We start from the raw sequence: 22,537 nt of genomic DNA on the forward strand, positions 1-22,537 counted from the left end.
CGCCGCGCAGCAGCCTCCGGTCGTCGTCCGGGTCGATCATGAACACGTCGCCGAGGGTCGCGGCGGCCAGTCCGGCCAGCAGCAGGGCGGTGTCGACGCGGTCGGTGTCCCGGCTGCGGCGCAGCACCCGCACCGCGAGTGCCGGCGCGATCAGTGGTTTGGCGACCTGCTGCAGCTTCTCGTTGCCGAGCACCCCACCGAGTACCGTCGCCGCGGTCGCGGCGGCGAACACCGCATGTTCGGCGCCCCACTTCCTCCGGCCGAACCAACTTGTGCTGAACCCACCCATGCAGGGCACAGTACCGTCCGCACCCCGCCGCTCACGCCGTGTCGCAGCGGTGCGCTCCGGCGGCCGGAGCCACCTCCCAGAACCTCGGCTGTGGGAGTCCGCGACGCTCGGCCGCGACCAGCACGGCACGCGAGATCGCGTCGACCTCGTCCGCCTCGCACAGCGCGAGCGCCGAACCGCCGAAACCTCCCCCGACCATGCGGGCGCCGAGCGCCCCGGCGTCGCGCGCGGCGTCGACGGCCGAATCCAGTTCGACGGAGCTGACCTCGAAGTCGTCGCGCAGGGAGCGGTGCGAGGCGTCGAGCAAGAGACCGAGCGCCCGCACGTCACCGCCGTCGAGCGCATCCACAGCGTTGCGGACCCGGACGATCTCGGTGACGACGTGCCGCGCCCGACGCAGCAGCACCTCGTCCTTCAGCGAATCCCGCAGGGCCGAAACATCTTCCACGTCACGCAGGGTTGCGACCCCGAGTTGCCGTGCCGCGTCCTCGACCGCGCGACGACGCTCCGCGTACTGCCCGTCGACGAGGCGGTGCGGGGCGGCGGTGTCGACGACGAGCAGCGTCAGACCGTCGGCGGCCGGGTCGAACGGGACGTGCCGGACCTCGCCGGTGCGGCAGTCCAGCAGCATCGCCTGCCCGGCCCGTCCGCGCAGCGAGATCTGCTGGTCCATCCCGCCGGTGGGCACGCCGACGAAGTCGTTCTCGGCGCGCATGCAGGCGGACGCGAGCACCGCACGGCCGGCGTCGTCGGTGGCCCGTCCGTACAGTTCGGCCAGCGCCAGCGCGACCGCGCATTCGAGCGCCGCGGAACTCGACAGCCCCGCCCCGACCGGGACGTCCGAGACCACCGCGACGTCGGCTCCCGCGAAACCGGCCGGCCCGAGAGCCCACACGACCCCGGCGACATAGGCCGCCCAGCCGGGGACCGCGCGGGACGCGATGTCGGTGACGGTGACGTCGACCGCGGGGAATCCGGCGCTGCGCAGTCGCAGCATCCCGTCGACACGGCGGCGCACCGCGACGGCCGTGCAGTGGTCGAGTGCCATCGGCAGGCACAGCCCGTCCGCGTAGTCGACGTGTTCGCCGATCAGGTTGACCCGCCCGGGCGCGCACCACACCCCGTCCGGGGATTCGTCGAAGTCGTCGACGAACCGTGCGCGGGCCTCGCTGCACACGCTCATTCCGCGACTTCCCGCAGGCGTGCCGCGATGCGCTCGGGCGTGGTGTCGCTGATCCATGCGCCCATCGCCGATTCCGATCCGGCGAGATATTTGAGCTTGTCGACGGCGCGGCGCACCGAGAAGACCTGCGCGAACAGCCGCCCGTGTTCGCGACCGTCCCCCACCGGAGCCTGGTGCCACGCCGCGACGTACGGCACCCGGTCGCGCCCGTCGAAGAACCGGTCGACGCGGCCGAGCACGTCCCGGTACATCAGCGCCAGCTCGTCGCGTTCGTCGTCGGTGAGCGCCGCCAGATCCGGAACGTCGCGGTGCGGGGCAACGTGCACCTCGACGGGCCAGCGGGCCGCCGCGGGCACATACGCGGTCCAGTGCGCACCGGCCGCGACGACGCGGCTGCCGGCGCGGCGTTCGGCATCGAGCACGTCGCGTTGCAGCGACCGTCCGGTCGCCGCCCGATGGGCGCGGGCACGATCGAGCAGCACCTGCGACCGCGGCGGCAGGAACGGGTACGCGTAGATCTGCCCGTGCGGATGTTCCAGTGTCACACCGATTTCCGTGCCGCGGTTCTCGAAGCAGAACACCTGCCGCACACCGGCCGACGCGGAGAGTTCGGCGGTGCGGTCGGCGAGAACGTCGATGACGGTGCGCGCCCGCGACACCGGCAGATCCGCGAACCGTGCGTCGTGGTCGGAGGTGAACGCCACCACCTCGCAGCGGCCGCCGGCCGGTCGCCGCGGCCACAGCGGTTCGTCGTCGATGGTCGGGGCGGCGTCCCCTCCGGGGGTCAGCGACGGGAAGCGGTTCTCGAACACCACCACGTCGTAGTCGGCCGGAATCTCCGTGGGCGGGCCGCCGGGACGGGTCGGGCACAGCGGGCAGTCCGCGGCGCTCGGCAGGAACGTGCGGTCCATCCGGTGCGCCGCGAACGTCACCCATTCACCGGTGAGCGGATCCAGGCGCAGTTCCGACGTCGCGGTCACCGGCGGAAGGTCGCGGGCGTCGTGCAGATTCCGCGCGGCGCCACCGGAGACATACGGTTCGGTGTCGTCGAAGCAGATCAGTTCGCGACCGTCCGCGAGCTGCGTGACGGTGCGACGCACCCGCGGGGTCACCGGCTGCTACTCGAGGCCCAGGTCGGCCAGGCCCAGCAGCGAGCGGTACTCGAGCCCCTCGGCGGCGATGACGGCGTCGGCACCGGTGGCCCGGTCGACGACCGTCGCGACACCGACGACGATCGCGCCGACCTCACGCAGCGCCTTGACGGCGGTGAGCGGCGAGTTACCGGTGGTGGTGGTGTCCTCGACGACCAGCACGCGCTTGCCGACGACGTCGGGTCCCTCGATCTGACGCTGCATGCCGTGGGCCTTCGCGGCCTTGCGGACGACGAACGCGTCGATGGGCCGGCCCGGGGCGTGCATCACGGCCAGCGCGACCGGGTCGGCGCCCATGGTGAGCCCGCCGACGGCGTCGAAGTCCCAATCGGCGACGAGTTCGCGCAGCAGGCTGCCGATCAGCGGACCGGCCCGGTGATGCAGGGTCGCGCGACGCAGGTCCACGTAGTAGTCGGCTTCCTTACCGGACGACAACGTCACCTTGCCGTGCACCACTGCCAGCTCACGCACCAGCGCAGCCAGCTCTTCGCGATCACTCATCGCTCGTCCTCACCGTCGATTGTTCGTGCCGCCGGCCCGCGGGACCGGCGGCAAGAAGCCTAGTCGGTGCGACGTGCGGTCAGGCCGCGACGGTGCTCGACGCTTCGCCACCCTCGGTCACGACCGGCTGCGCGACCTCGACCCGGGCCGTGTCCTCCGCCTGCATCGTGTCCTCGGGCAGGAGCGTGACCTCGAACAGGGGAACGGCCTCCACCCCGGCCAGCTTCGCGAAGATCGAGGACGGGAAGCGGCTCACCGTCCTGTTGATCTCGCGGGCGAGATCGTTGTGCACGCGCGCGGCCCCGGCGATGCGCACCTCTCGTTTCCGCAGTTCCCGGGCGACGCGGATGAACGGCCAGTGGGTGCCCTCGTCCGGGTCCCCGATGAGTTCGTGCAGCGTCGCGGACAGCGTGTTCTCGGCGGCCGCGCGCTCGCCGAGGCCGAGACGCTGGTCGCGCATCGCGATGGCGAAGGTGCGGGCGCCGACGACCGGGCTGATGCGGCTGCGTTCGACGCCGGCACCGGCCGACGCCGCGATCAGCGCGGGCACGAGGTCGTAGCGATCGTCGAGTTCGTTGGCGAGCAGGCGCAGGCTGTCGCGGTGCCGGGTTCTGAGCTTCTGCGCGCGACGCATCGCCGTGCGGGTCGACAGCACGAGCATCACAATCACAGCGATCACAACAGCCACAACGGTCACGCGCAGAAATGTACCGAGGTGGTCCATCCGTGCGCATCACCGGTCCCGCGTGTCCGCAGGGTGTGTCCGGACCGTGACCTGGCGCACGCTCTCAGGTGCGGCCGCGGCCCCGGCCGAAGATGTTCGTCAGGCGCCGCACGAGGTTGACCGGGACGAGCCGGCCCGCGGTGGTGAGGACCTTGTACTGGAGGCCGGGAATGCTGCGCACCTTCCCCGCTTCGAGGTCGGCGAGGGACGTGCGCACCACCGTGTCGACATCGAGCCACATCCACTCCGGGATCGAGTCCATCTCGATGCCCGCGCGGCGATGGAACTCGGTGTGCACGAAACCGGGGCACAGCACCTGCACCTGCACGCCCGTCCCCGCGAGACCACCGGCCAGCCCCTCGGTGAAGGAGACGACGTAGGCCTTGCTGCCGGAGTAGGTCGAGCCTCGGCCGGGCAGCAGGCCCGCCACGCTGGCGACGTTGACGATGCGGCCGGAACCGGCCGCGATCATCGGCGGCAATGCCGCGCGCGTCAGCTGCATCACCGCCGTGACGTTCACGTCCAGCTGCGCCTGCAGCAGTTCCGGTGCAGCCGTCCAGAACTCGCCGGTCGTGCCGAAGCCGGCGTTGTTGACGAGCATGTCGACACCGCGAGCGAGCCGTTCGGCGACGCGGGCGCGTCCCGCCTCGGTCGCGAGGTCGGCGGCCAGGATCTCGGACTCGGCGCCGAGGCGGCCCTTCAGGTCGGCCGCGAGGTCGGCGAGTTTCGTCTCGTTGCGGGCCACCAGCACCAGGTCGTAGCCCTGAGCGGCGAGCGCGCGGGCGTATCCGGCGCCGATGCCCGAGGTGGGGCCGGTGACGAGAGCGACGGGTCGAGCAGAACGATCCGGTGTCATGCCGGTCACACTAGCGGGTCCTTACCGGCGGGTAATACCCGGTGCGCGGTGTCAGTAGTGCGCCGACGGCCGGCCGGGGTCGTGCATGCCGCGGTCCATCTCCGCCGGTTCCACGACCGGTGGCAGCACGTGCAGAATCCCCGAGAGCCGCGCGACGGTGTCGATCGCGGCGTCCCACTCGCGACCGTTGCTGTTCAGCGGGATGGAGCCGAGGGTCCACTCGTTCTCGCTCCACAGCATCTGCACGTGCGGCGGGATCGACTCGGTGAACGCGACCATCCGCTGGTCGCAGACGCGCCGCGCGATCTCGAGATCGGTCGTGAACACCACCCGCGGCCCGATGGACCCGAGCAGATTCATGTCGGGATCCTTCGGCGGCGGGGTCGACTTCAGGCGCAGGTCGATGTCGACGTCGGACCCGACCTTGCGGCGCACCGCGACGATGGTGGCGGTCTCCTCGATGTCGAAGAGCAGGAACTCGTCACCGCGGCGCACACCGTGCACGACGTCGATGGCGCCCAGGTACTCCTGCTTCGCGAGAGCGGCACGATGCCAGTTCGACGGCAGCGAACCGTCGGACGCGGTGTACTTGTAGCCCTGTGCACGCGCCCAGATCTCCCGCACCCGCCCGGACTGCTCCCGGCGTGTGCGGTCGATGTAGAGCAGTACGAGCGCGCCGAGGAGCGCGACCGCTGCAAGACCGAACCACATAACCGTCATCGGGCCCAGCCTAGCGTGTTCAGTTGCCGGAACGGTTGAAGCCGGGCACGGTCGCGCTGACGATTGTGTCGGCGGTCATCTCCCCGTCCCGGACGGGTGTGCCCTGCGCGAGAACGGTGTCACCCACGCGCAACGCCGACGGCGAGGAACCCGCGAGGGCGATGATCTGGGTCTCGGGCGTCAACCGGACGGTGACGACAGTGCCGCCGATCCCGCTGATCGTGATGCTCGATCCGTCGTTCGCCGTGACGGTGCCGATGGTCGTGCCGTTGGATCCGATGGCGTCGCCGAGCCCACCGGGCAGCCGGTCGAGCGGAAGGGTCGGGGGCAGCGACGGCTCGAGGGTCGGCGGCTGCGTCCGCGTCGCTGCGGGTGGCTGCGCGAGGGTGGTCGTGGGAGCCGACGCGGTCGGGGCGTCGTTGCCGCTCCCCCCGCTGAGCAGGTATCCGACGACACCGGCCAGGGCGATCACGACGAGGGCTGCCAGCGCCGGCAACAGCCAGCGGCGCCGGCGCGGTTCCTGGGGTTCCGGTGTCGGCGGGGTGCCCGGCGGGACGCCCGGCCCGCCCGGCCCGTAGCCGTACTCCGGGCTGTAGCCGTACTGCTGGGTCGGTTGGTACTGCTGGGTCGGCTGGTACTGCTGTTCGGGCTGGTATTGCCGGACCTGTTCCGTGGGAGAGAACTGCTGGGTCGGCTGGTAGCCCTGCGGATAGCCCTGCCCCGGCGCCTGGCCGTAGGGCGGCAGCGCCTGCGTGGGCTGGGGGCGACCGTATGCCTCGGTCGGATCGGACGTGTGCAGCACCCGCGTCTCGTCGTGCGACTCGTCGAGCGAGTACGCGCGCTCCTGCGGTGTGCGCGGATCCTGCGGATTCGTCATGGTCTCTCCCAAGGTACCCGTGCGCGTTTCCGGTAGCGGGTGCTACCGGAAACGCGCACGAGGGTAGGTCAGGCCCCGATCGTCAGGCGATCGCCGTCGTCGGTGACACCCACCTGCACGGTGTCGCCGTCGCGGATCTCACCGGCGAGCAGCTTCTTGGCGAGCGGGTCACCGATGGCCTGCTGGATGAGGCGACGCAGCGGCCGGGCACCGTACTGCGGGTCGTACCCGCGCACCGCGAGCCACATCCGGGCGGCACCGTTGACGTCCAGCGTGAGCCGGCGCGCCGCGAGCCGGTCGGCCAGCTGACCGAGCTGGATCTCGACGATCTGCTCGAGCTGTTCCTCCGACAGGGAGTCGAAGATGACGACGTCGTCGAGCCGGTTGATGAACTCGGGCTTGAACGCGGCCCGCACCGCGGCCATCACGTAGTCCCTGTCGCCACCCGAACCGAGGTTCGAGGTGAGGATCAGGATGGTGTTGCGGAAGTCCACCGTGCGGCCCTGACCGTCGGTGAGCCGGCCGTCGTCGAGCACCTGCAGCAGCGTGTCGAACACGTCCGGGTGGGCCTTCTCCACCTCGTCGAACAGCACGACCGAGTAGGGCCGACGGCGCACCGCCTCGGTGAGCTGGCCGCCGGCCTCGTAACCGACGTAGCCCGGAGGTGCACCGACGAGCCGCGCGACCGAGTGCTTCTCGCTGTATTCGGACATGTCGATCCGGACCATGGCGCGTTCGTCGTCGAACAGGAAGTCCGCGAGCGCCTTGGCGAGCTCGGTCTTGCCGACACCGGTCGGGCCGAGGAACAGGAACGAGCCGGTCGGCCGGTTGGGGTCCGCGACGCCGGCGCGGGCGCGGCGCACCGCGTCCGACACGGCCTGCACGGCCTCGGTCTGTCCGACGACACGCTTGCCGAGTTCGTCCTCCATGCGCAGCAGCTTGGCGGTCTCGCCCTCGAGCATGCGGCCCGCGGGGATGCCGGTCCATGCGGCGACGACGTCGGCGACGTCGTCCGGTCCGACCTCCTCCTTGAGCATCACGTCACCGTCGGAGGCGGCACCGGAGGCTTCCGCGGCGGCCTGGAGTTGCTTCTCCAGCTGAGGGATTCGGCCGTACCGCAGTTCGGCGGCCTTGCCGAGGTCGCCGTCGCGTTCGGCTCGTTCCTCCTCACCACGCAAGGCTTCGAGCTGTTCCTTGATCTGGCGGACGGAGTCGATCGCGGTCTTCTCGTTCTGCCAGCGGGTGGTGAGCTGGCTGAGTCGTTCGCGCTCGTCGGCGAGCTCGCTGCGCAGCTTCTCGAGCCGCTCCTTCGAGGCCTCGTCGGTTTCCTTCTGCAACGCCATCTCCTCGATCTCGAGGCGACGGACGATGCGTTCGACGGTGTCGATCTCCTCGGGACGCGAGTCGATCTCCATCCGCAGCCGGGACGCGGCCTCGTCGACGAGGTCGATGGCCTTGTCCGGCAGGAACCGGGAGGTGATGTACCGGTCCGAGAGGGTCGCGGCGGCGACGAGCGCGGAGTCGGTGATGCGCACGCCGTGGTGCACCTCGTACCGCTCCTTGAGCCCGCGCAGGATGCCGACGGTGTCCTCGACGCTGGGCTCGCCGACCAGCACCTGCTGGAATCGACGCTCGAGAGCGGCGTCCTTCTCGATGTACTTGCGGTATTCCTCGAGGGTGGTCGCGCCGACGAGCCGCAGCTCGCCGCGGGCCAGCATCGGCTTGATCATGTTGCCGGCGTCCATCGCGGATTCACCGGTGGCGCCCGCGCCGACGATGGTGTGCAGCTCGTCGATGAACGTGATGATCTGACCGGCGGACTGCTTGATCTCGTCGAGGACGGCCTTGAGGCGTTCCTCGAACTCGCCGCGGTACTTCGCGCCGGCGACCATCGACCCCAGATCCAGGGAGATGACGGTCTTGCCGCGCAGCGACTCGGGGACGTCGCCGGCGACGATGCGCTGCGCGAGTCCTTCGACGATGGCGGTCTTGCCGACGCCCGGCTCACCGATGAGGACCGGGTTGTTCTTCGTACGGCGCGAGAGCACCTGCACGACGCGCCGGATCTCGTTGTCGCGCCCGATGACCGGGTCGAGCTTGCCTTCACGGGCGCGGGCCGTGAGGTCCGTCGAGTACTTCTCCAGCGCCTGGAACGTCGCTTCCGGGTCGGCGGTGGTGACGCGGCCGGTGCCGCGCACGGCGGTGAACGCCTCGCGCAGCGCGGCCGGGGTGGCACCGTGGCCGGCGAGGAGCTTGGCGACGTCCGAGTCGCCGCTCGCGAGCCCGACGAGGACGTGCTCGGTGGAGACGTATTCGTCGGAGAGTTCGGTCGCCAGATGCTGGGCAGCGGTCATCGCCGCAACGGCCTCACGGCCGAGTTGCGGTGTGGTGGTCGCGCCACTGGCCTTGGGCAGCCGGTCGACGAGGCTCTCGGCCTCCCGCCGGACGACGAGGGGGTCGACGCCGACGGCCTTGAGCAGCGGCGCGGCGATGCCGTCGGTCTGGTCGAGAAGCGCCACCAGCAGGTGGGCGGGTCGGATCTCCGGGTTGCCCGCAGCGGACGCCGACTGGAGCGCAGCGGTCAGTGCAGCCTGGGTCTTCGTTGTCGGATTGAACGAGTCCACTACGGGCCCCTTCCATTCTCGAGTGTGTCCGTATCAATTCTTACGCCCGCAGTACTGTCCGCGGGAACTCGATGTGATCAACGAGTCCAAAGTTGAGTTTGTTCCACTCAAGTTTGAGAATCTCGGTGACGTGCATCACTCTGGCGCTTCCAGTGTGCGATATCCGCCGCGACCGGACGCCGCCCATTGGTGGCGCGATTGATCAAGGAACGGCTACAGTGGCGGCCGACCAGCAGGAACAGCACGTGGGAGGGTGGCGTGGAGGCCTTCGCCATCGCCCGTGTCCAGCTCAGCTTCGCCTCGATCGTCGCCACCCCCACCGGCCCCGAACGGTTCGCGTCGGCGTTCTACACCGCGCTGTGGGCGGACAACCCGGCCCTGCGCGAGCTGTTCCCGGCGGGCATGGAATCGATGCGGCACCGGTTCGCGACCGCGGTCGGGTGGGCCGTCAACCGACTCAGCGATTTCGCCGTCGTCGAGGCGTTCCTCTCTCAACTCGCCCGCGACCACCGCAAGTACGGGGTGCGACCCGAGCACTTCCGGGCCGCCGGGGCGGCGATGCTCGTCGCGGTCCGCGAGTGCACACCGCTGATCCTGTGGACGGCCGCGCTCGAACACACCTGGCGCGAGATCATCAGCCGGCTGGTCGCCGCCATGGCCATCGCGTCCGCCGAGGACGACCTGCCCGCCGTGTGGGGCGCGACCGTCGTCGGCCACGAACGGGTGATGCCGGACCTGGCGATCATCCGGCTCGAGAGCGACTCCCCCATCCCGTACCACGCGGGTCAGTACATGAGCGTGCAGACCCCGCACCGCCCGCAGATGTGGCGGTACCTCTCCGCGGCGATCCCGCCGAATCCTCAGGGACAGATCGAGTTCCACGTCCGGCGCGTGTCCAGCGGCTGGGTGAGCCCGGCACTCGTCGGCGAGACCGCGGTCGGCGACCGGTGGGTCATCGGCCCGCCGCTGGGCGGCCTGCACGTCGACCGGTCGCGCGGCGACGTACTGATGATCGCCTCCGGTACCGGTCTGGCCCCACTGCGCGCGCAACTCATGGAAATGGCGATGCGCGGGGACAATCCGCGCGTCCACCTGTTCTACGGCGGCAAGTACCCGTGCGACCTCTACGACATCGAGACGCTGTGGCACCTGGCGATGACCAACCCCTGGCTCACCGTCGTCCCGGTCGTCGAGGAGAAGGAAAACCCTTGGTGGCACCCGGTTCCCGTGCTGGAACCGCCGACCGGCCTGCACCGCACGATGTACGGCAAGCTCGGTAAGGTCGTGGCCCAGTTCGGGTCGTGGGCGGACCGTCAGATCCAGATCGCCGGATCCCCGTCGATGATCAAGACAACGCTGTACGCACTGTCCGCAGCGGGAACACCAAGGCAGAACATCAGTTTCGATCCGCTGTAGTGCGGCTGGCGCCGCCCGTGTGCCTTTGTGGCGGTGGGAGCCGCCACAAGTGCACACCGGGGATTTATCCCCAAGCGCCCCGTTCATCCACAGATTTCGCCGATCCGCCGTTCGCGGACATCTCCGCGCGGTCTACACGGCAATCATGATGGCGTGTCGTTCCTTCCGGAGATCCCCGAACTCGACCGGGTCGTCGCGTTCCAGCACGGCATCATCACCCGCGCCCAGCTGATGCATCACGAATTCACGTGGCACGGGATCCGCCACCGCCTCGACCAAGGTCGCTGGCAGCAGGTCCTCCACGGTGTGTATTCGGTGACCACGGGCCCGTTGTCGCGCCCGGTGATCCTCGCCGCTGCCTTGGCGTTCTGCGGCGACGTCGCCGTCCTCAGTCATCGCACGGCCGCCGAGGAATGGGGGTTGCTGCCGATCGACCCGCTCGCACCCGTCCATGTCACCGTCCCGTTCGGTCTGTCGACGCGGGGCCAGCCCGCGACCTTCGCGACCGCGCAACCCCGTGACGTCCGGCTGCCGCACTTCGGGGAGATGCTGCATCCGGGGGTGATCGTCCACCGTAGCCGTGCGCATCCGCACATCGCGGTGCCGACGATGCCGCCGCGCACGAGCACCGCCGACACCGCCATCGATCTGGCGACGGCCGAACCCACTGCGCAGGACGGTTACAGCGCCCTGGTGCGCATCGTGACCAACGGGCGGATTCCCCTGTCGGAGGTGCGACGTCGCATGCACGAGCGCAAGCCGTATCGCTACCGCAGGACACTCGAGGACGCCGTCGGGTTGCTCGCCTCGGGCGTCCAGTCGATGCTCGAGTTCCGGTACGCCACCGACGTCGAGCGCCGCCACGGCCTACCGACGGCGGACCGCCAGACCCCGGTGATCGTCGACGGGCGAACCCTGTACGAGGACTGCACGTACGACACCCACGGGGCTGCGCTGACGGTCCGGCTCGACGGGCGCCGGTTCCACGCGATGGCGGAGGTCGCCTTCCGCGACCGCCGCCGGGACAACGCCGCCGAACTGGCCGGCCGGTCCCGCCTGGTCTACGGCTACGACGAAGTCGTCCGCGACCCGTGCGGCGTGGCGGCCGAGGTCGAAGCGGTCCTCGCCCGCCTCGGGTGGCGACGTCGCTCACCGTCCCAGTGCAGCTGCGCTGCCGGTGTGCCTTTCTGGCGGCCCTGACCGCCACAAAGGCACACCGGCGGCGTCAGCCGCACTTACCGGTACGACGCGCGCAGCGTCTTCTTGTCCAGCTTCCCCAGCGGAGTCAGCGGCAGCGAGTCGAGGAAGTCGACGGACTTGGGGGCGTGCACAGAACCCTTTGCCGCGCGCACGCTTTCGATCAACTCCTCGGCGGCGACCGTTTGACCGTCACGCAGCACGACGCACGCCTTGACCGCCTCGCCCCACTTGACGTCCGGCACCCCGACCACCGCGACCGACGCGACCGCGGGATGCGACGAGATGACGTCCTCGATCTCACGGGGGAAGACGTTGAAACCGCCGGTGACGATCATGTCCTTCTTGCGGTCGACGATGGTGAGGAAGCCGTCCTTGTCGGCACGGGCCACGTCGCCGGTGTGCAGCCAGCCGCCGCGCAGCGCCTCGGCGGTCTCGGCCGGCTTGTTCAGGTAGCCCTTCATCACCAGCGGGCCGCGCACGCAGATCTCGCCGAGCTCGCCCCGGGGCACCTCGTTGAGGTCGTCGTCGAGCAGGCGCACGTCGAGCCACGGCACGGGCCGGCCGCAGGTGGCGAGGCGCTCGGGGTCGTCGGCGATGTGCTCGCTCTTGCGGAGCACCGAGATGGTCATGCCGCACTCGGACTGCCCATAGAACTGGAAGAACACCTGGCCGAGCCGCTCGATGCCCTCACGCAGCCGCGCCGGAGACATCGCCGAGGCACCGTAGAACAGCGTCTGCAGGCTCGACAGGTCGCGCTTGTCGAAGTCGGGGTGGTCGAGCAGCATGTAGATCATCGTCGGCACGAGCATCGTGGCATTGATGCGGTGCTTCTCGATGGTTTCGAGGACGAGAGCCGGGTCGAAGTACGGCAGGACGTACAGCGATCCGCCGCGCAGCAGGGTGGGGACGAAGAACGCGGCGCCCGCGTGCGAGAGCGGCGTACAGATCAGGAACCGGGGTTCCTCGGGCCACTCCCATTCGGCCATCTGGATCTGGGTCAGCGCGACACCGGAGCGGAACGCCCCCATGACGCCCTTCGGCTTGCCGGTGGTGCCGCCGGTGTAGACGATGCTCGAGGTGTCCTCGGCGTCCACCGGCGCGGCGACGAGGCGCTGCGGCGTGAACGTCGCCGCGAGCGCCAGGATGTCGGTGCCGACCTCCGACGGACCGAGCGAGAACACGTTCTTCAAAGTGGGGACCTGCGCCTTCAGTTCGGCGGCCCGCTCCTCGAAGTGGTTGGGATCGAAGATGAGGGTCTCGATCGCGGCATCCTCGACGATGTACAGGTGATCCGACAGCGACCCCATCGGGTTCAGGGCGCTGTTGCGGCAACCGGCGACCATCGTCGCACCCATGGAGATCAGCACCTCGGGACGGTTCTTCGACAGCATCGCCACCGACGAGCCCTGCCCGACGCCGACGGACGCGAGCGCCTGCCCGAACCGGCTTATCTCGTCCCGCATTTCACCGCCGGTGAGCACCACGTCGCCGAGGTACAGCGCGGGCTTGTCGGCGCTTCGGTCGAGGGCGGTGATCAGCAGGTCCGCGGTGAACACGGGCCGGTGCAGGTCGGCGTACTCCTCGGTCATGGTCGTCCTTCCGCTCGTGGTGACGGCGTGGGTGACGGCCGCTCCGCCGGTGTGGGCTCCGTCACCTGCTGTCCGTCACGATAACCGCCGGACGCCGAAAACTGAAACATGTTGCATTTCGATGCCCGCGGGCACCGGGGATGTCACCCGCTCGACGCGGCCGCGAAGGAACCGTCGGACGCCACCGGATCACCGAGTCGCGGCACGTAGTGCGACCATGCCAGCCGCGCCACCAGGTCGCGCCGGCTGTGCACCCCGGTCTTGGCGAAGATGCTCTTGAGATGGTCCTGCACGGTGTACGGGCTGATGAACAGGGCTCGCCCGATCTCCTCGCGGGTCCGTCCGGCCAGCACCTGACGCACCACGTCGGTTTCCCGCGCGGACAGGCCGTGAGCCGCGGCGATGAACGTGACGACCTCGGGCAGGTGCGCTCGCTCGATGTTGACGACCACCCCGGGCGGCCCGGTCCCGTCCGCGGTGCCCACGGCCCGCAGGACGACCCATTCGCCGTCGAGAGTCCGCGCCCGCACCACGACCGGCCCGCCGCCGGAGGAACGAACCCGCATCGCGATGAAACGCACCAGCAGTTCCCCCGCCGGCCGGGCGGATGCCGTCCAGCCGAGCCGGTCGAAATAGGCCCGCGCCGCAGGTGTCGTCATCGCCAATTCGTCGTGGTCGTCCACGATCACGACCGCAGGACCGTCGTCCGAGTCCGAATTCGGGTACGCCGCCTGGCGGAGCAGGCTCGTCCGGAGACCGTCACCGATGTCGCGGAGGACCGCGGCGAGGATACCGATCTCGGCCTCGGTGAACGCGGCCATCTCGGACCTCGACAATTCGGCTACACCCCAACACGTTCCGTCCCGGCTGCGGAGCAGCATGCGCACATCGTCGTCGACCCCGATCGGTTCGAGGAATTCGCGGTAGGGCCGGGAAGTCCTGAATCGTCCACCGGTCACCTGCCGCACACTGCAGATTCCACCCGGTCGGCGAAACAACTCGTCGAAACTGAAGGTGTCCGGGTCCGGTCCGTATTCGAGTTCGGCGCAGAGTTTTCCGGCATTGTCGTCGAAACCGATGTTCGTCGCCGCCGTCGGAATGCGGACCGCGGGATCCAGGAGAGCCACGACCCCGCCGTCGAACGGGATCTGTTCGCGAAGTGCATCGAGAATCTGTGTCCGAAAATCCGCGGAATCGGTCGCAGTCCGCGCCGCGCGGCGGACCGTCGACTTCAACCGGGCGGCAGAGCGCGCCGCGTCCATGGAGCCAGTATCCCCCGAAAGTGGGATTGAGAACGGACATGGGAGATCGGAATCTGGAGGCGGGCCAGCCAGGAGGTAAGGACCGATGACCACCACGAAATCCACCCCGATGTCCGATGCCGATCTCGAGGTGATGTACCTCATCCACGACGCCTTCCGGCGCGACTCCGAACGCCTTGCCCGGGTCGCCGAGAAGGGTGTCCCCGAGGACCCGGCCACCCACGATGCGGTGCTGCTCGGCTGGCACGGCTTCAGCCGGGAACTGCATCAGCATCACATGATCGAGGACGAATTCCTCTGGCCGCTGATGCGCACCCGGCTCGGCCAGGAGCCGGACGCCCTCGAAGTGCTCGATGCGATGGAAGCCGAACACTCACTCATCGATCCGACACTCGCGGCCGTCGAGGAAGCGTTCGACGACCGCGAGCACGGACCCGACGTCCTGGCGGAACGTCTGGATGCGATAGTGCACCTGTTGCGGTCCCATCTCGCCCACGAGGAACGCGACGCGCTGCCCCTTGTCGCCCGCGCCCTGACGTCCGAGGAATGGCATCAGATCTCCAAGGACGCGCTGCGCAAGATGTCCCTCTCCGATGTCGCGGCGACGACGCCGTACCTGTTCGAGGGAGCCCCGGAGGACCGGGTCCGCCTGGTGTTCAGCGAGCTGCCACTGCCCTTGCGCCTCGTCCACCGGTTCTGGTGGGAACCGAAGTACCGCCACGCCCGCAGATGGGAATAGGCGCACGCACGGCACCCACCCGGAACGAAAGGAGGGCGGACGTCACCCGCTCGCCGTGGCCGCGAAGGACCCGTCGGGAGCCAGCGGCTCGCCCTTCCGCGGCAGGATGTGTGACCAGGCCAGCCGCGTCACCAGGTCGCGCCGCCTGCGCACCCCGGTCTTGGCGTAGATGCTCTCGAGGTGGTCCTGCACGGTGTACGGGCTGACGAACAGGGCCCGCGCGATCTGCTCGCGGGTGCGCCCGGCCAGCATCTGACGCACCACCTCGGATTCCCGCGCGGACAGACGGTAGGCTGCGGCGACGAACGTGACGACCTCGGGCGGGTGCGCTCGCTCGATGTTGACCACCACCCCGGACGGCCTGGTCCCGTCCGCGGTACCCACGGCCCGCAACACGACCCATTCGCCGTCGCGGGTTCGCGCCCGCACGACGACCGGCCTGCCCCCGAGAGTCCGGACCTGCATGGCGAGTCGAACGAGACCTGTTCGCGAAGTGCGTCGAGAAGCTGTGTCCCCTTCGGACTCTCATCACTGTGTGTCGCCCCTACTGCCGATGCTCGTCCTGCGAGGACGCAGCTCGACCGACGAACCAGTGGCATAACCGCGCCCGGGGGTCTACACGTTGATGCGGAATCAACGAGGGATTGAGAACGGGCACGGGTGGTCGGAATCTGAAGTCAGGGACGAGCCAGGAGATAGGAAACGAGTACCGCCGCGTCCGCAGATGGGAATGAACACGCGCGGCCCCAACCGGCCACTCGGGGTCCCTCCACGACGCGGCCTCGAGAAGCTGTCGGCAAACGCCGCTCGCATAAGGGGACGTCGGCGACGAACAGCGCGGGTCGACGTGCTCAGAGTCTCGGATCCAGCACCACCTTGCAGACGCTGTCCGAGCGGCTGCCGTACATCCGATAGGCACGGTCACCCTCGGACAACGGAAATCGGTGGGAAACAACAGCCCCCGGATCAAGGCGGCCGTTCTCGGTGAGCGCCAGCAACGTCGGGAGCTCTGCCTGCGCCGAACACAAGCCAATCGCGAAGTCCAATTCCTTGAGCTGGGCAATCTCCATCGGGAAGGTGAACTGGTTGTTCTGGCTGACGCCGATCACGCTGACCCGCCCACGGACCCGTACCGCGCGCAGCGCCAGATCTATCGTGGCGTCCGCGCCGACCGCCTCGATGACGGCGTCGACGCCCCGGCCACCCGTCGCGTCGCGGACTGCTCGGACCTGGCTCTTCCGGTCGTCACCCACGTCGATCGCACGGGCACCCATCGCCTGGGCCCGCGCACGGCGGTCCGGCACCGGATCGATCGCGAGGACCTGCCCGGCACCCATCGCGATGGCGGACTGGACCGACATCAACCCGACCGGCCCCAGCCCGATCACCAACACCGAGTCGCCGGGCACGATCCGGGCCCGCCGACAGCCGTACCATGCGGTCGGTGCGTTGTCGGTCAGCACCAGCGCGGCCTCGTCGCCGACCGAGTCCGGGATCGTCGCCAGATTCACGTCCGCGTTCGGCACTCGCAGGTACTCGGCCTGGGTGCCGGCCAGCGCGTGGCCGAGCCCGTAGCAGCTCGACTGCCAGGGCTTACCGGCTTTGGAGGTGCAGGTCGACACTCGACCGGCCGCGCACTCGGAGCACGTCGTGCAGCCCACCGACGCCGTGGCCAACACTCGGTCGCCGGGCGCGAATCCGGTGACACCGGCACCCACCTCCCTCACGATTCCGACGGCTTCGTGCCCGACGATGAAACCGATGTCGTCGGTGAATCCGTGTCCGCCCCAGATGTGCAGATCGCTGCCGCAGATACCGGCCAACGTCACCTCTACGATGGCGTCGAGGTCCCCGGACAGCACCGGCGATGGGACTTCGGCACAGGCCACGTCCCTCGGCCCGCGATAGGTCAGAGCTTTCATCGCGTCTTCTCCCTTGCCACCACGTCGTACTTCTCCCACCTTCAGGGAGGCACTCCGCTCCAGCAGCGGAGTGCCTCCCGAAAACCGATGCCGCTCAGCCCTATCGGCTGCGCCGAGCTCGGACATCAGGTTCGCGCCGGATACGCGATAATCGGCTGGTACCCGTTTCGGGTCAGGCCCAGCTGCGTGTCGCCGAGGCGAGGTCGAGTCGGCCGGCAGGTACCGGCGTGGCCGGGTCGGTCCGCGAGAACCGCGGCGCCGGCCGCGGCTGATCGACGCCACCGATGTTCTCGAAAATCCCGCGCCCCGACATGTGCGGGTCCGCAAGCGCCTCGTCGTAGCTGAGTACCGGCGTCACACACGCGTCGGTGCCCGTGAACACCTCGGCCCACTCGTCCCGGGTGCGGGACTTGAACGCCGACGTCAATGCCGCTCTCAGCGCGGGCCAGCGTGCGCGATCCCACTGAGCCGGCAATTCACCGATCTCCAGACCGAGACCACGGACCATCTCCGCGAAGAACTGCGGTTCCAGGCAGCCGACGGCGACATGCCGGCCGTCGGCGCACGTGTAGGTGTCGTAGAACGGTGTGGACCCGTCGAGGAAGTTCTCCCCCCGGCCCGCCGCCCATGCTCCCGCTCCCCGCAACGACCACAGCATCTGGGCGAGCACACTGGTCCCGTCGACGATCGCACCATCGACGACCTGCCCGCGCCCCGAACGTTCGCGCTCCCAGAGCGCCGCCAGAACGCCGACGATCAAGAACATCGAGCCGCCGCCGAAGTCGCCCACCAGGTTCAGCGGTGGAACCGGCTTGCCGTCCGCCACACCGATGTTGTCGAGTACTCCGGTCAGCGAGATGTAGTTGATGTCGTGGCCGGCCGCGTTCGCCAACGGGCCGTCCTGACCCCAGCCGGTCATCCGGGCATAGATCAGCCGCGGGTTGAGTTCCAGGCAGGGATCGGGTCCGAGGCCGAGGCGCTCGGTAACACCCGGACGGAAGCCCTCGACGAGTACGTCGGCGCAGCCGATGAGGTTGCGGACACCGGCAAGATCGTCGGAATCCTTGAGGTTGACACGCACTACTTTTCGTCCCCGCAGAGTGGTGTCCTTGTCACTCGACACTCCCGGGATCAGTTCCGGCGTCGAATGGCGCTCGACGCGGATCACGTCGGCACCCAGGTCGGCCAGCAGCATGCACGCGTGCGGCCCGGGACCGATACCGGCCAGCTCGACCACCCGGAGCCCGGCAAGCGGCCCGGTCGACCGCGTGGGATTCGAATTCGATGTGTTCATGGTCGTTTCGTCCCGGTCACAGGGACCGTGCGACGATCTCCTTCATGATCTCGTTGGTGCCGCCGTAGATCTTCTGAATCCGGGCGTCGGCATACATACGTCCGATGGGGTACTCACGCATGTATCCGTAGCCCCCGAAGAGCTGGAGACATCTGTCGACGACATCGCACTGCTGCTCCGTAAGCCAGTACTTCGCCATCGCGGCGGTGGTGGCGTCGAGTTCTCCGGCCAGGTGCCGCTGGATGCACTGGTCGACGAACACCCGGGCCACATGCGTCACGGATGCGCACTCGGCAAGCTCGAACCTGGTGTTCTGGAAGTCGAAGACAGACTGCCCGAATGCTTTACGTGACTTCGTGTAGTCCACGGTTGCCGCGACAGCGGCTTCCATCGCGCCGACGGCGGAGATCCCGATATTGAGACGCTCCTGGGCGAGTTGAGTTTTCAGCTGCATGAAGCCCTGTCCCTCCGGACCGAGCAGGTTCGCGACCGGCACCCGGACGTCTTCGAAGAAGAGTTCGGACGTGTCGGCGCCCTTGCACCCGACCTTGTCGAGGATCCGGCCTCGCACGAAGCCTGGGCTGTTGTCGGTTTCGACCACGAGGAGGGAGATTCCGCGGCCCCCGGCCTCGGGATCCGTCTTGACCGCGACGACGAGCAGATCGGCGGTGCCACCGTTGGAGATGAAAGTCTTGGCGCCGTTGACGATGAAGTGGTCGCCGTCGCGGACCGCCCGGGTCTGGATCGCCTGCAGATCCGACCCGGTTCCCGGCTCCGTCATCACGATTGCCCCGATGCGCTCACCCCTCGCCATCGGCGGCAACCATCGACGGCGCTGCTCTTCGGTTCCGTAAGCGTAGATGTAGTGGGCGACGATCGCCGAGTGCACGAGAATGCCGAATGTCGCGTCACCCGAACGGGCCTGGGCCTCGATGATTGCAGCCTCGTGGGCATAGTTGCCACCGCCGCCGCCGTACTCCTCCGGGATGGAACAGCACAGCAGCCCGAGGTCGCCGGCCTTGCGCCAGACCTCACGATCGACGTACTGCTGACTTTCCCACTTCTCCCGGTGCGGCACCACCTCGGTGGTGAAGAACTTCGTGGCGAGTTCACCGAGGGCGTCGACCTCGGGGTCACGCCACGGCGAAACGTACTGCGCTGTAGCCATGTCTCAGCCCTCGTACCCGCCGCCGGTGATGATCAGCTGTCCGCTGATGTAGTCGGATTCCGGATAGGTCAGCATCACGACCGAACCGGCAGCTTCCTCCGGTGTGCCGGGACGGCCGAGAGGAATCATCTGCTTCGCGGCGGCGAGCAGCTGCGGGTTGACCCCGACCTTGATCTGGCGGCCTTCCACGTCGATGGTCGAGTCACCGTCGGCGGGTGCCATGGTCAGCCGGGTTTCGATGAACCCGAACGCCACCGCGTTGACGTTGACGTTGTAGCGTCCCCACTCCTTGGCCAGGGTCTTGGTCATGCCGACGATGCCGGCTTTCGCCGAGGAATAGTTGGCTTGACCGGCATTGCCGTAAATGCCTGCCACGGAGGAGATGTTGACGACCTTGCGATGCACCTGGAGTCCTGCGTCGCGCTCTGCCTTGACGGCCTTGCTGATCACCGGCTGAGCGGCACGGAGGATACGGAAGGGCGCCTTGAGGTGGACGTCGAGAATTGCGTCCCACTGCTCGTCGGTCATCTTCTGGATGACGCTGTCCCAGGTGTATCCGGCATTGTTGACGATGATGTCGAGGCCGCCGAAGTTCTGCGTGGCGGTGCCGACGAATCGATCGGCGAATTCCGGATCCGTGACGCTGCCTGCGCAGGCGACGGCCGCGCCACCCGCACCGGTGATCTCGTCGACCACCTCGGTGGCCGGCACCGCATCGAGATCGTTGACAACGACGTTGGCTCCCTCCGCTGCCAACTGGAGGGCGATGGACCGGCCGATGCCGCGACCCGCGCCGGTGACGATCGCTGTCTTACCGTTGAGCTTTCCCATGATTGTTCGTCCTTACTGGGTGTGTCGTGAGAAGGTGGGTTCCGGTTCAGTCGAGTGCGACGGTTGCCTCGCCGACCAGGGTGGTCGTGCCGTCGGTCAGGGAAACCCGAAGATCGAGCGTGGCGAGTCGTTCGCCGTCGACGTCGGCGACCGAGGCCACCGTCGCGGTGCAGGTGGGCTGCCCGTGCACGGGTGTGATCGAGGCGAAACGCACCTTGTACGACCGGATCCGTTCCTGGGGAACCAAATCGGTGAGCAATCGGGCGAGGTACGCCATCGAGAGCATTCCGTGAGAGAACACGTCGTCCAGACCGGCCGACCGGGCCACGTCGATGTCGATGTGAATCGGGTTGTGGTCACCGGAAGCGCCGGCGAACAGTGCCAGTGTGGTCCGCGAGATCGGAGGGATCTCCAGGGCGGGAAGGGTGGCTCCGGCCACCAGGGTGTCGATGCTCATCGGTTGCTCTCCTCGCCGGCCACTGCGGCCGGGTCCGGGTGTTGGACGACGAGGACGCTGCGCATCTCCGCAACGACCGTGTCGTGCTGGTTGGTGACGACGGAGTCCTGCACGAGGAACTCGAGTCGGCCGCCACGCTTGTCGTAGATGTCGCTCACCGTGCTCACCACTGTCAGTTCGTCCCCCGCGTGGGCCACCTGCCGGTAGGAGAACTGCTGTTCGCCGTGGAGTACGAAGCGCAGATCCACGCCGAGGCGGTCGAGGAATCCGGCGGAGTCCGGGTCCTCCATGGCGATCCCGAACAGGAAGGTCGGTGGGACCGGTAGGTCCGGGTGCCCGGCCTTCTTCGCCGCCTCGAGATCGGTGTAGATCGGGTCCCGCTGGCCTGTGGCGACCGCGAAGTCGCGCAGTCGGCTCCGGGTCATCAGCAACGACGCCCGGCCGGTTTCCTGACCGATGATGCTGCGATCGATGGCCATCAGATCGCCGCCTTCCGGTAGAGCGAGACCACGACGGCGCCACCGAGTCCGATGTTGTGCTGCAGCGCGAGCTGCGCATCGGGGACCTGACGATTGCCGGCGATACCCCGCAGCTGCCAGGTGAGCTCGCTGCACTGCGCGAGGCCGGTGGCGCCGAGCGGGTGGCCCTTCGAGATCAGGCCACCGGACGGATTGACCACCCAGCGACCTCCGTAGGTCGTGTCGCCCTTCTCGATCAACTTGTGACCCTCGCCGATGTCGCAGAGACCGAGCGCCTCGTAGGTGAGCAGCTCGTTTGCGGAGAAGCAGTCGTGCAGCTCGATGACATCGACCTCCTCGGCCGATCGGCCGGACTGCTCGAAGACCATCTCGGCGGCCTTACGACTCATGTCGAAACCGACGGCAGAGATAGCGCTCCCACCGAGCGATTCCGGAAGGTCGGTGACCATCGCCTGGCCCACGATCTCGACGGCCTGCTCGGTCAGCCCGTTCTCGCGCACGAAATCCTCGCTCGCGAGGACCACGGCGCCGGAGCCGTCCGAGGTCGGCGAGCACTGCAGCTTGGTGAGCGGCCCGTAGATCGAACGCGAATCGAGGATCTCCTGCAGTGTGTACTCGTCCTGGAATTGGGCGTACGGATTGTCGACCGAGTGCCGGTGGTTCTTCTCCCCCACCATCGCGAAATGCTCGGGCGTGGAACCGTACAGCTCCATGTGTTCGAGTCCCGCGGCACCGAACATGTACGGGGCGAACGGCTCCTGCGGCTGATACTTGCGGGCGAGCACCTCCAGGTGCTTGTCCAGCGCGCCCGCCCGGTCGGTGTAGGAAGCGCTGAGCGAGCCGCGCTGCATCTTCTCGAACCCGAGAGCGAGCACACAGTCCGCGCGACCGCCCCGGATGGCTTCGGCCCCGAGATAGAGCGCGGTCGAACCCGTCGAGCAGTTGTTGTTGACGTTGACGACCGGCACCCCGGACAGCCCCAGTTCGTACACCGCGCGTTGCCCCGAGCACGAGTCGCCGTACACGTAGCCCACGTATGCCTGCTGGATCCGGTCGTACGAGACGCCGGCGTCGGACAGTGCCGCACTCCCCGCTTCCCGCGCCATGTCGGGGTAGTCCCACCCTTCGCGTGCGCCGGGCTTCTCGAACTTCGTCATCCCGACACCGACCACGAATACTCGGCGATTCATCGCGCCTCCTTCGATAAGTGAATTTCTAATAAGCAGAGTGACACAGGTCTGCGTTGACCGCAAGA

The 22,537-nt window shown here is 68.4% G+C and carries 21 protein-coding genes and 1 pseudogene; 3 read left to right on the forward strand and 19 right to left on the reverse strand.

What is annotated here, in order from left to right; all coding sequences use genetic code 11:
- From ACN675_RS08005 to clpB, 9 genes and pseudogenes are all read right to left on the reverse strand, one after another.
- A pseudogene (locus ACN675_RS08005) lies at positions 1 to 289 on the reverse strand (lysoplasmalogenase); the annotation flags it as partial.
- Between the two features lie 31 nt (positions 290 to 320).
- On the reverse strand, positions 321 to 1,472 hold the full coding sequence (gene galK, locus ACN675_RS08010) for a galactokinase (protein WP_420750341.1): 1,152 nt from the start codon (positions 1,470 to 1,472) through the stop codon (positions 321 to 323).
- Complete coding sequence (gene galT / locus ACN675_RS08015; protein ID WP_420750390.1) at positions 1,469 to 2,572, reverse strand: galactose-1-phosphate uridylyltransferase; 1,104 nt, start codon at positions 2,570 to 2,572, stop codon at positions 1,469 to 1,471. The genes galK and galT overlap by 4 nt, the downstream gene beginning before the upstream one ends.
- A gap of 18 nt (positions 2,573 to 2,590) precedes the next feature.
- Positions 2,591 to 3,124, reverse strand: coding sequence for an orotate phosphoribosyltransferase (pyrE, locus tag ACN675_RS08020; protein WP_197254864.1), 534 nt, complete (start codon positions 3,122 to 3,124; stop codon positions 2,591 to 2,593).
- A gap of 79 nt (positions 3,125 to 3,203) precedes the next feature.
- Positions 3,204 to 3,821, reverse strand: a complete 618-nt coding sequence (locus tag ACN675_RS08025) for a LemA family protein (RefSeq protein WP_420750342.1) — start codon at positions 3,819 to 3,821, stop codon at positions 3,204 to 3,206.
- Between the two features lie 91 nt (positions 3,822 to 3,912).
- On the reverse strand, positions 3,913 to 4,704 hold the full coding sequence (locus tag ACN675_RS08030; RefSeq protein ID WP_420750343.1) for an SDR family NAD(P)-dependent oxidoreductase: 792 nt from the start codon (positions 4,702 to 4,704) through the stop codon (positions 3,913 to 3,915).
- Positions 4,705 to 4,755: 51 nt separating this feature from the next.
- Positions 4,756 to 5,415: a hypothetical protein gene (locus ACN675_RS08035; RefSeq protein ID WP_420750391.1), complete on the reverse strand. Its 660-nt coding sequence runs from the start codon at positions 5,413 to 5,415 to the stop codon at positions 4,756 to 4,758.
- A gap of 28 nt (positions 5,416 to 5,443) precedes the next feature.
- Entirely contained in the window at positions 5,444 to 6,301 is an 858-nt protein-coding gene (locus ACN675_RS08040; protein WP_420750344.1) for a hypothetical protein, read from the reverse strand.
- 68 nt (positions 6,302 to 6,369) lie between these two features.
- Positions 6,370 to 8,925, reverse strand: a complete 2,556-nt coding sequence (clpB, locus tag ACN675_RS08045; RefSeq protein WP_420750345.1) for an ATP-dependent chaperone ClpB — start codon at positions 8,923 to 8,925, stop codon at positions 6,370 to 6,372.
- A gap of 258 nt (positions 8,926 to 9,183) precedes the next feature.
- Between clpB and ACN675_RS08050 the strand changes: the two genes are divergently transcribed.
- Both ACN675_RS08050 and ACN675_RS08055 read left to right on the forward strand, forming a co-directional pair.
- A complete protein-coding gene (locus tag ACN675_RS08050) occupies positions 9,184 to 10,341 on the forward strand; it encodes a globin domain-containing protein (RefSeq protein ID WP_420750346.1) in 1,158 nt (385 codons plus the stop codon).
- A 153-nt stretch (positions 10,342 to 10,494) separates the two neighbouring features.
- Positions 10,495 to 11,541, forward strand: coding sequence for a hypothetical protein (locus ACN675_RS08055; protein WP_420750347.1), 1,047 nt, complete (start codon positions 10,495 to 10,497; stop codon positions 11,539 to 11,541).
- A 35-nt stretch (positions 11,542 to 11,576) separates the two neighbouring features.
- On the opposite strand, the gene ACN675_RS08060 is transcribed toward ACN675_RS08055, so the two are convergent.
- Complete coding sequence (locus ACN675_RS08060) at positions 11,577 to 13,130, reverse strand: AMP-binding protein (protein WP_420750348.1); 1,554 nt, start codon at positions 13,128 to 13,130, stop codon at positions 11,577 to 11,579.
- A 143-nt stretch (positions 13,131 to 13,273) separates the two neighbouring features.
- The gene (locus ACN675_RS08065) at positions 13,274 to 14,392 is read right to left on the reverse strand and encodes a response regulator transcription factor (protein WP_420750349.1); all 1,119 of its coding nucleotides are present in this window, start codon (positions 14,390 to 14,392) and stop codon (positions 13,274 to 13,276) included.
- An 85-nt stretch (positions 14,393 to 14,477) separates the two neighbouring features.
- On the opposite strand from ACN675_RS08065, the gene ACN675_RS08070 reads away from it, so the two are divergent.
- Entirely contained in the window at positions 14,478 to 15,131 is a 654-nt protein-coding gene (locus tag ACN675_RS08070) for a hemerythrin domain-containing protein (protein ID WP_420750350.1), read from the forward strand.
- A gap of 42 nt (positions 15,132 to 15,173) precedes the next feature.
- Here ACN675_RS08070 and ACN675_RS08075 read toward each other — a convergent pair whose 3' ends face one another.
- From ACN675_RS08075 to ACN675_RS08110, 8 genes are all read right to left on the reverse strand, one after another.
- Positions 15,174 to 15,596 carry a response regulator transcription factor gene (locus ACN675_RS08075; protein ID WP_420750351.1) on the reverse strand — a complete coding sequence of 141 codons (423 nt, stop codon included), beginning with the start codon at positions 15,594 to 15,596 and terminating at the stop codon, positions 15,174 to 15,176.
- 386 nt (positions 15,597 to 15,982) lie between these two features.
- Entirely contained in the window at positions 15,983 to 17,053 is a 1,071-nt protein-coding gene (locus tag ACN675_RS08080) for an alcohol dehydrogenase catalytic domain-containing protein (RefSeq protein WP_420750352.1), read from the reverse strand.
- Positions 17,054 to 17,225: 172 nt separating this feature from the next.
- Positions 17,226 to 18,347: a CaiB/BaiF CoA transferase family protein gene (locus ACN675_RS08085; RefSeq protein ID WP_420750353.1), complete on the reverse strand. Its 1,122-nt coding sequence runs from the start codon at positions 18,345 to 18,347 to the stop codon at positions 17,226 to 17,228.
- Between the two features lie 16 nt (positions 18,348 to 18,363).
- Positions 18,364 to 19,515: an acyl-CoA dehydrogenase family protein gene (locus ACN675_RS08090; protein WP_420750354.1), complete on the reverse strand. Its 1,152-nt coding sequence runs from the start codon at positions 19,513 to 19,515 to the stop codon at positions 18,364 to 18,366.
- A 3-nt stretch (positions 19,516 to 19,518) separates the two neighbouring features.
- Entirely contained in the window at positions 19,519 to 20,346 is an 828-nt protein-coding gene (locus tag ACN675_RS08095) for an SDR family NAD(P)-dependent oxidoreductase (RefSeq protein ID WP_420750355.1), read from the reverse strand.
- Between the two features lie 46 nt (positions 20,347 to 20,392).
- A complete protein-coding gene (locus ACN675_RS08100) occupies positions 20,393 to 20,803 on the reverse strand; it encodes a MaoC/PaaZ C-terminal domain-containing protein (protein WP_420750356.1) in 411 nt (136 codons plus the stop codon).
- Positions 20,800 to 21,282 carry a MaoC family dehydratase N-terminal domain-containing protein gene (locus tag ACN675_RS08105; protein WP_420750357.1) on the reverse strand — a complete coding sequence of 161 codons (483 nt, stop codon included), beginning with the start codon at positions 21,280 to 21,282 and terminating at the stop codon, positions 20,800 to 20,802. The genes ACN675_RS08100 and ACN675_RS08105 overlap by 4 nt, the downstream gene beginning before the upstream one ends.
- Positions 21,282 to 22,472, reverse strand: coding sequence for a lipid-transfer protein (locus ACN675_RS08110; RefSeq protein ID WP_420750358.1), 1,191 nt, complete (start codon positions 22,470 to 22,472; stop codon positions 21,282 to 21,284). Before ACN675_RS08110 ends, ACN675_RS08105 begins: the two co-directional genes overlap by 1 nt.
- Positions 22,473 to 22,537 lie beyond the last annotated feature (65 nt).

Source organism: Rhodococcus sp. O3 (assembly GCF_048897285.1).
Taxonomy (GTDB): domain Bacteria; phylum Actinomycetota; class Actinomycetes; order Mycobacteriales; family Mycobacteriaceae; genus Rhodococcus.

Coding starts and splice junctions, on each gene's coding strand:
- pyrE (WP_197254864.1), bottom strand. CDS start 3,124: ATGAGTGATCGCGAAGAGCTGGCTGCGCTGGTGCGTGAGCTGGCAGTG.
- ACN675_RS08065 (WP_420750349.1), bottom strand. CDS start 14,392: ATGGACGCGGCGCGCTCTGCCGCCCGGTTGAAGTCGACGGTCCGCCGC.
- ACN675_RS08105 (WP_420750357.1), bottom strand. CDS start 21,282: ATGGCCATCGATCGCAGCATCATCGGTCAGGAAACCGGCCGGGCGTCG.
- ACN675_RS08095 (WP_420750355.1), bottom strand. CDS start 20,346: ATGGGAAAGCTCAACGGTAAGACAGCGATCGTCACCGGCGCGGGTCGC.
- ACN675_RS08085 (WP_420750353.1), bottom strand. CDS start 18,347: ATGAACACATCGAATTCGAATCCCACGCGGTCGACCGGGCCGCTTGCC.
- ACN675_RS08060 (WP_420750348.1), bottom strand. CDS start 13,130: ATGACCGAGGAGTACGCCGACCTGCACCGGCCCGTGTTCACCGCGGAC.
- ACN675_RS08100 (WP_420750356.1), bottom strand. CDS start 20,803: ATGAGCATCGACACCCTGGTGGCCGGAGCCACCCTTCCCGCCCTGGAG.
- ACN675_RS08110 (WP_420750358.1), bottom strand. CDS start 22,472: ATGAATCGCCGAGTATTCGTGGTCGGTGTCGGGATGACGAAGTTCGAG.
- galK (WP_420750341.1), bottom strand. CDS start 1,472: ATGAGCGTGTGCAGCGAGGCCCGCGCACGGTTCGTCGACGACTTCGAC.
- ACN675_RS08070 (WP_420750350.1), top strand. CDS start 14,478: ATGACCACCACGAAATCCACCCCGATGTCCGATGCCGATCTCGAGGTG.
- ACN675_RS08075 (WP_420750351.1), bottom strand. CDS start 15,596: ATGCAGGTCCGGACTCTCGGGGGCAGGCCGGTCGTCGTGCGGGCGCGA.
- ACN675_RS08090 (WP_420750354.1), bottom strand. CDS start 19,515: ATGGCTACAGCGCAGTACGTTTCGCCGTGGCGTGACCCCGAGGTCGAC.
- ACN675_RS08035 (WP_420750391.1), bottom strand. CDS start 5,415: ATGTGGTTCGGTCTTGCAGCGGTCGCGCTCCTCGGCGCGCTCGTACTG.
- ACN675_RS08030 (WP_420750343.1), bottom strand. CDS start 4,704: ATGACACCGGATCGTTCTGCTCGACCCGTCGCTCTCGTCACCGGCCCC.
- ACN675_RS08080 (WP_420750352.1), bottom strand. CDS start 17,053: ATGAAAGCTCTGACCTATCGCGGGCCGAGGGACGTGGCCTGTGCCGAA.
- ACN675_RS08040 (WP_420750344.1), bottom strand. CDS start 6,301: ATGACGAATCCGCAGGATCCGCGCACACCGCAGGAGCGCGCGTACTCG.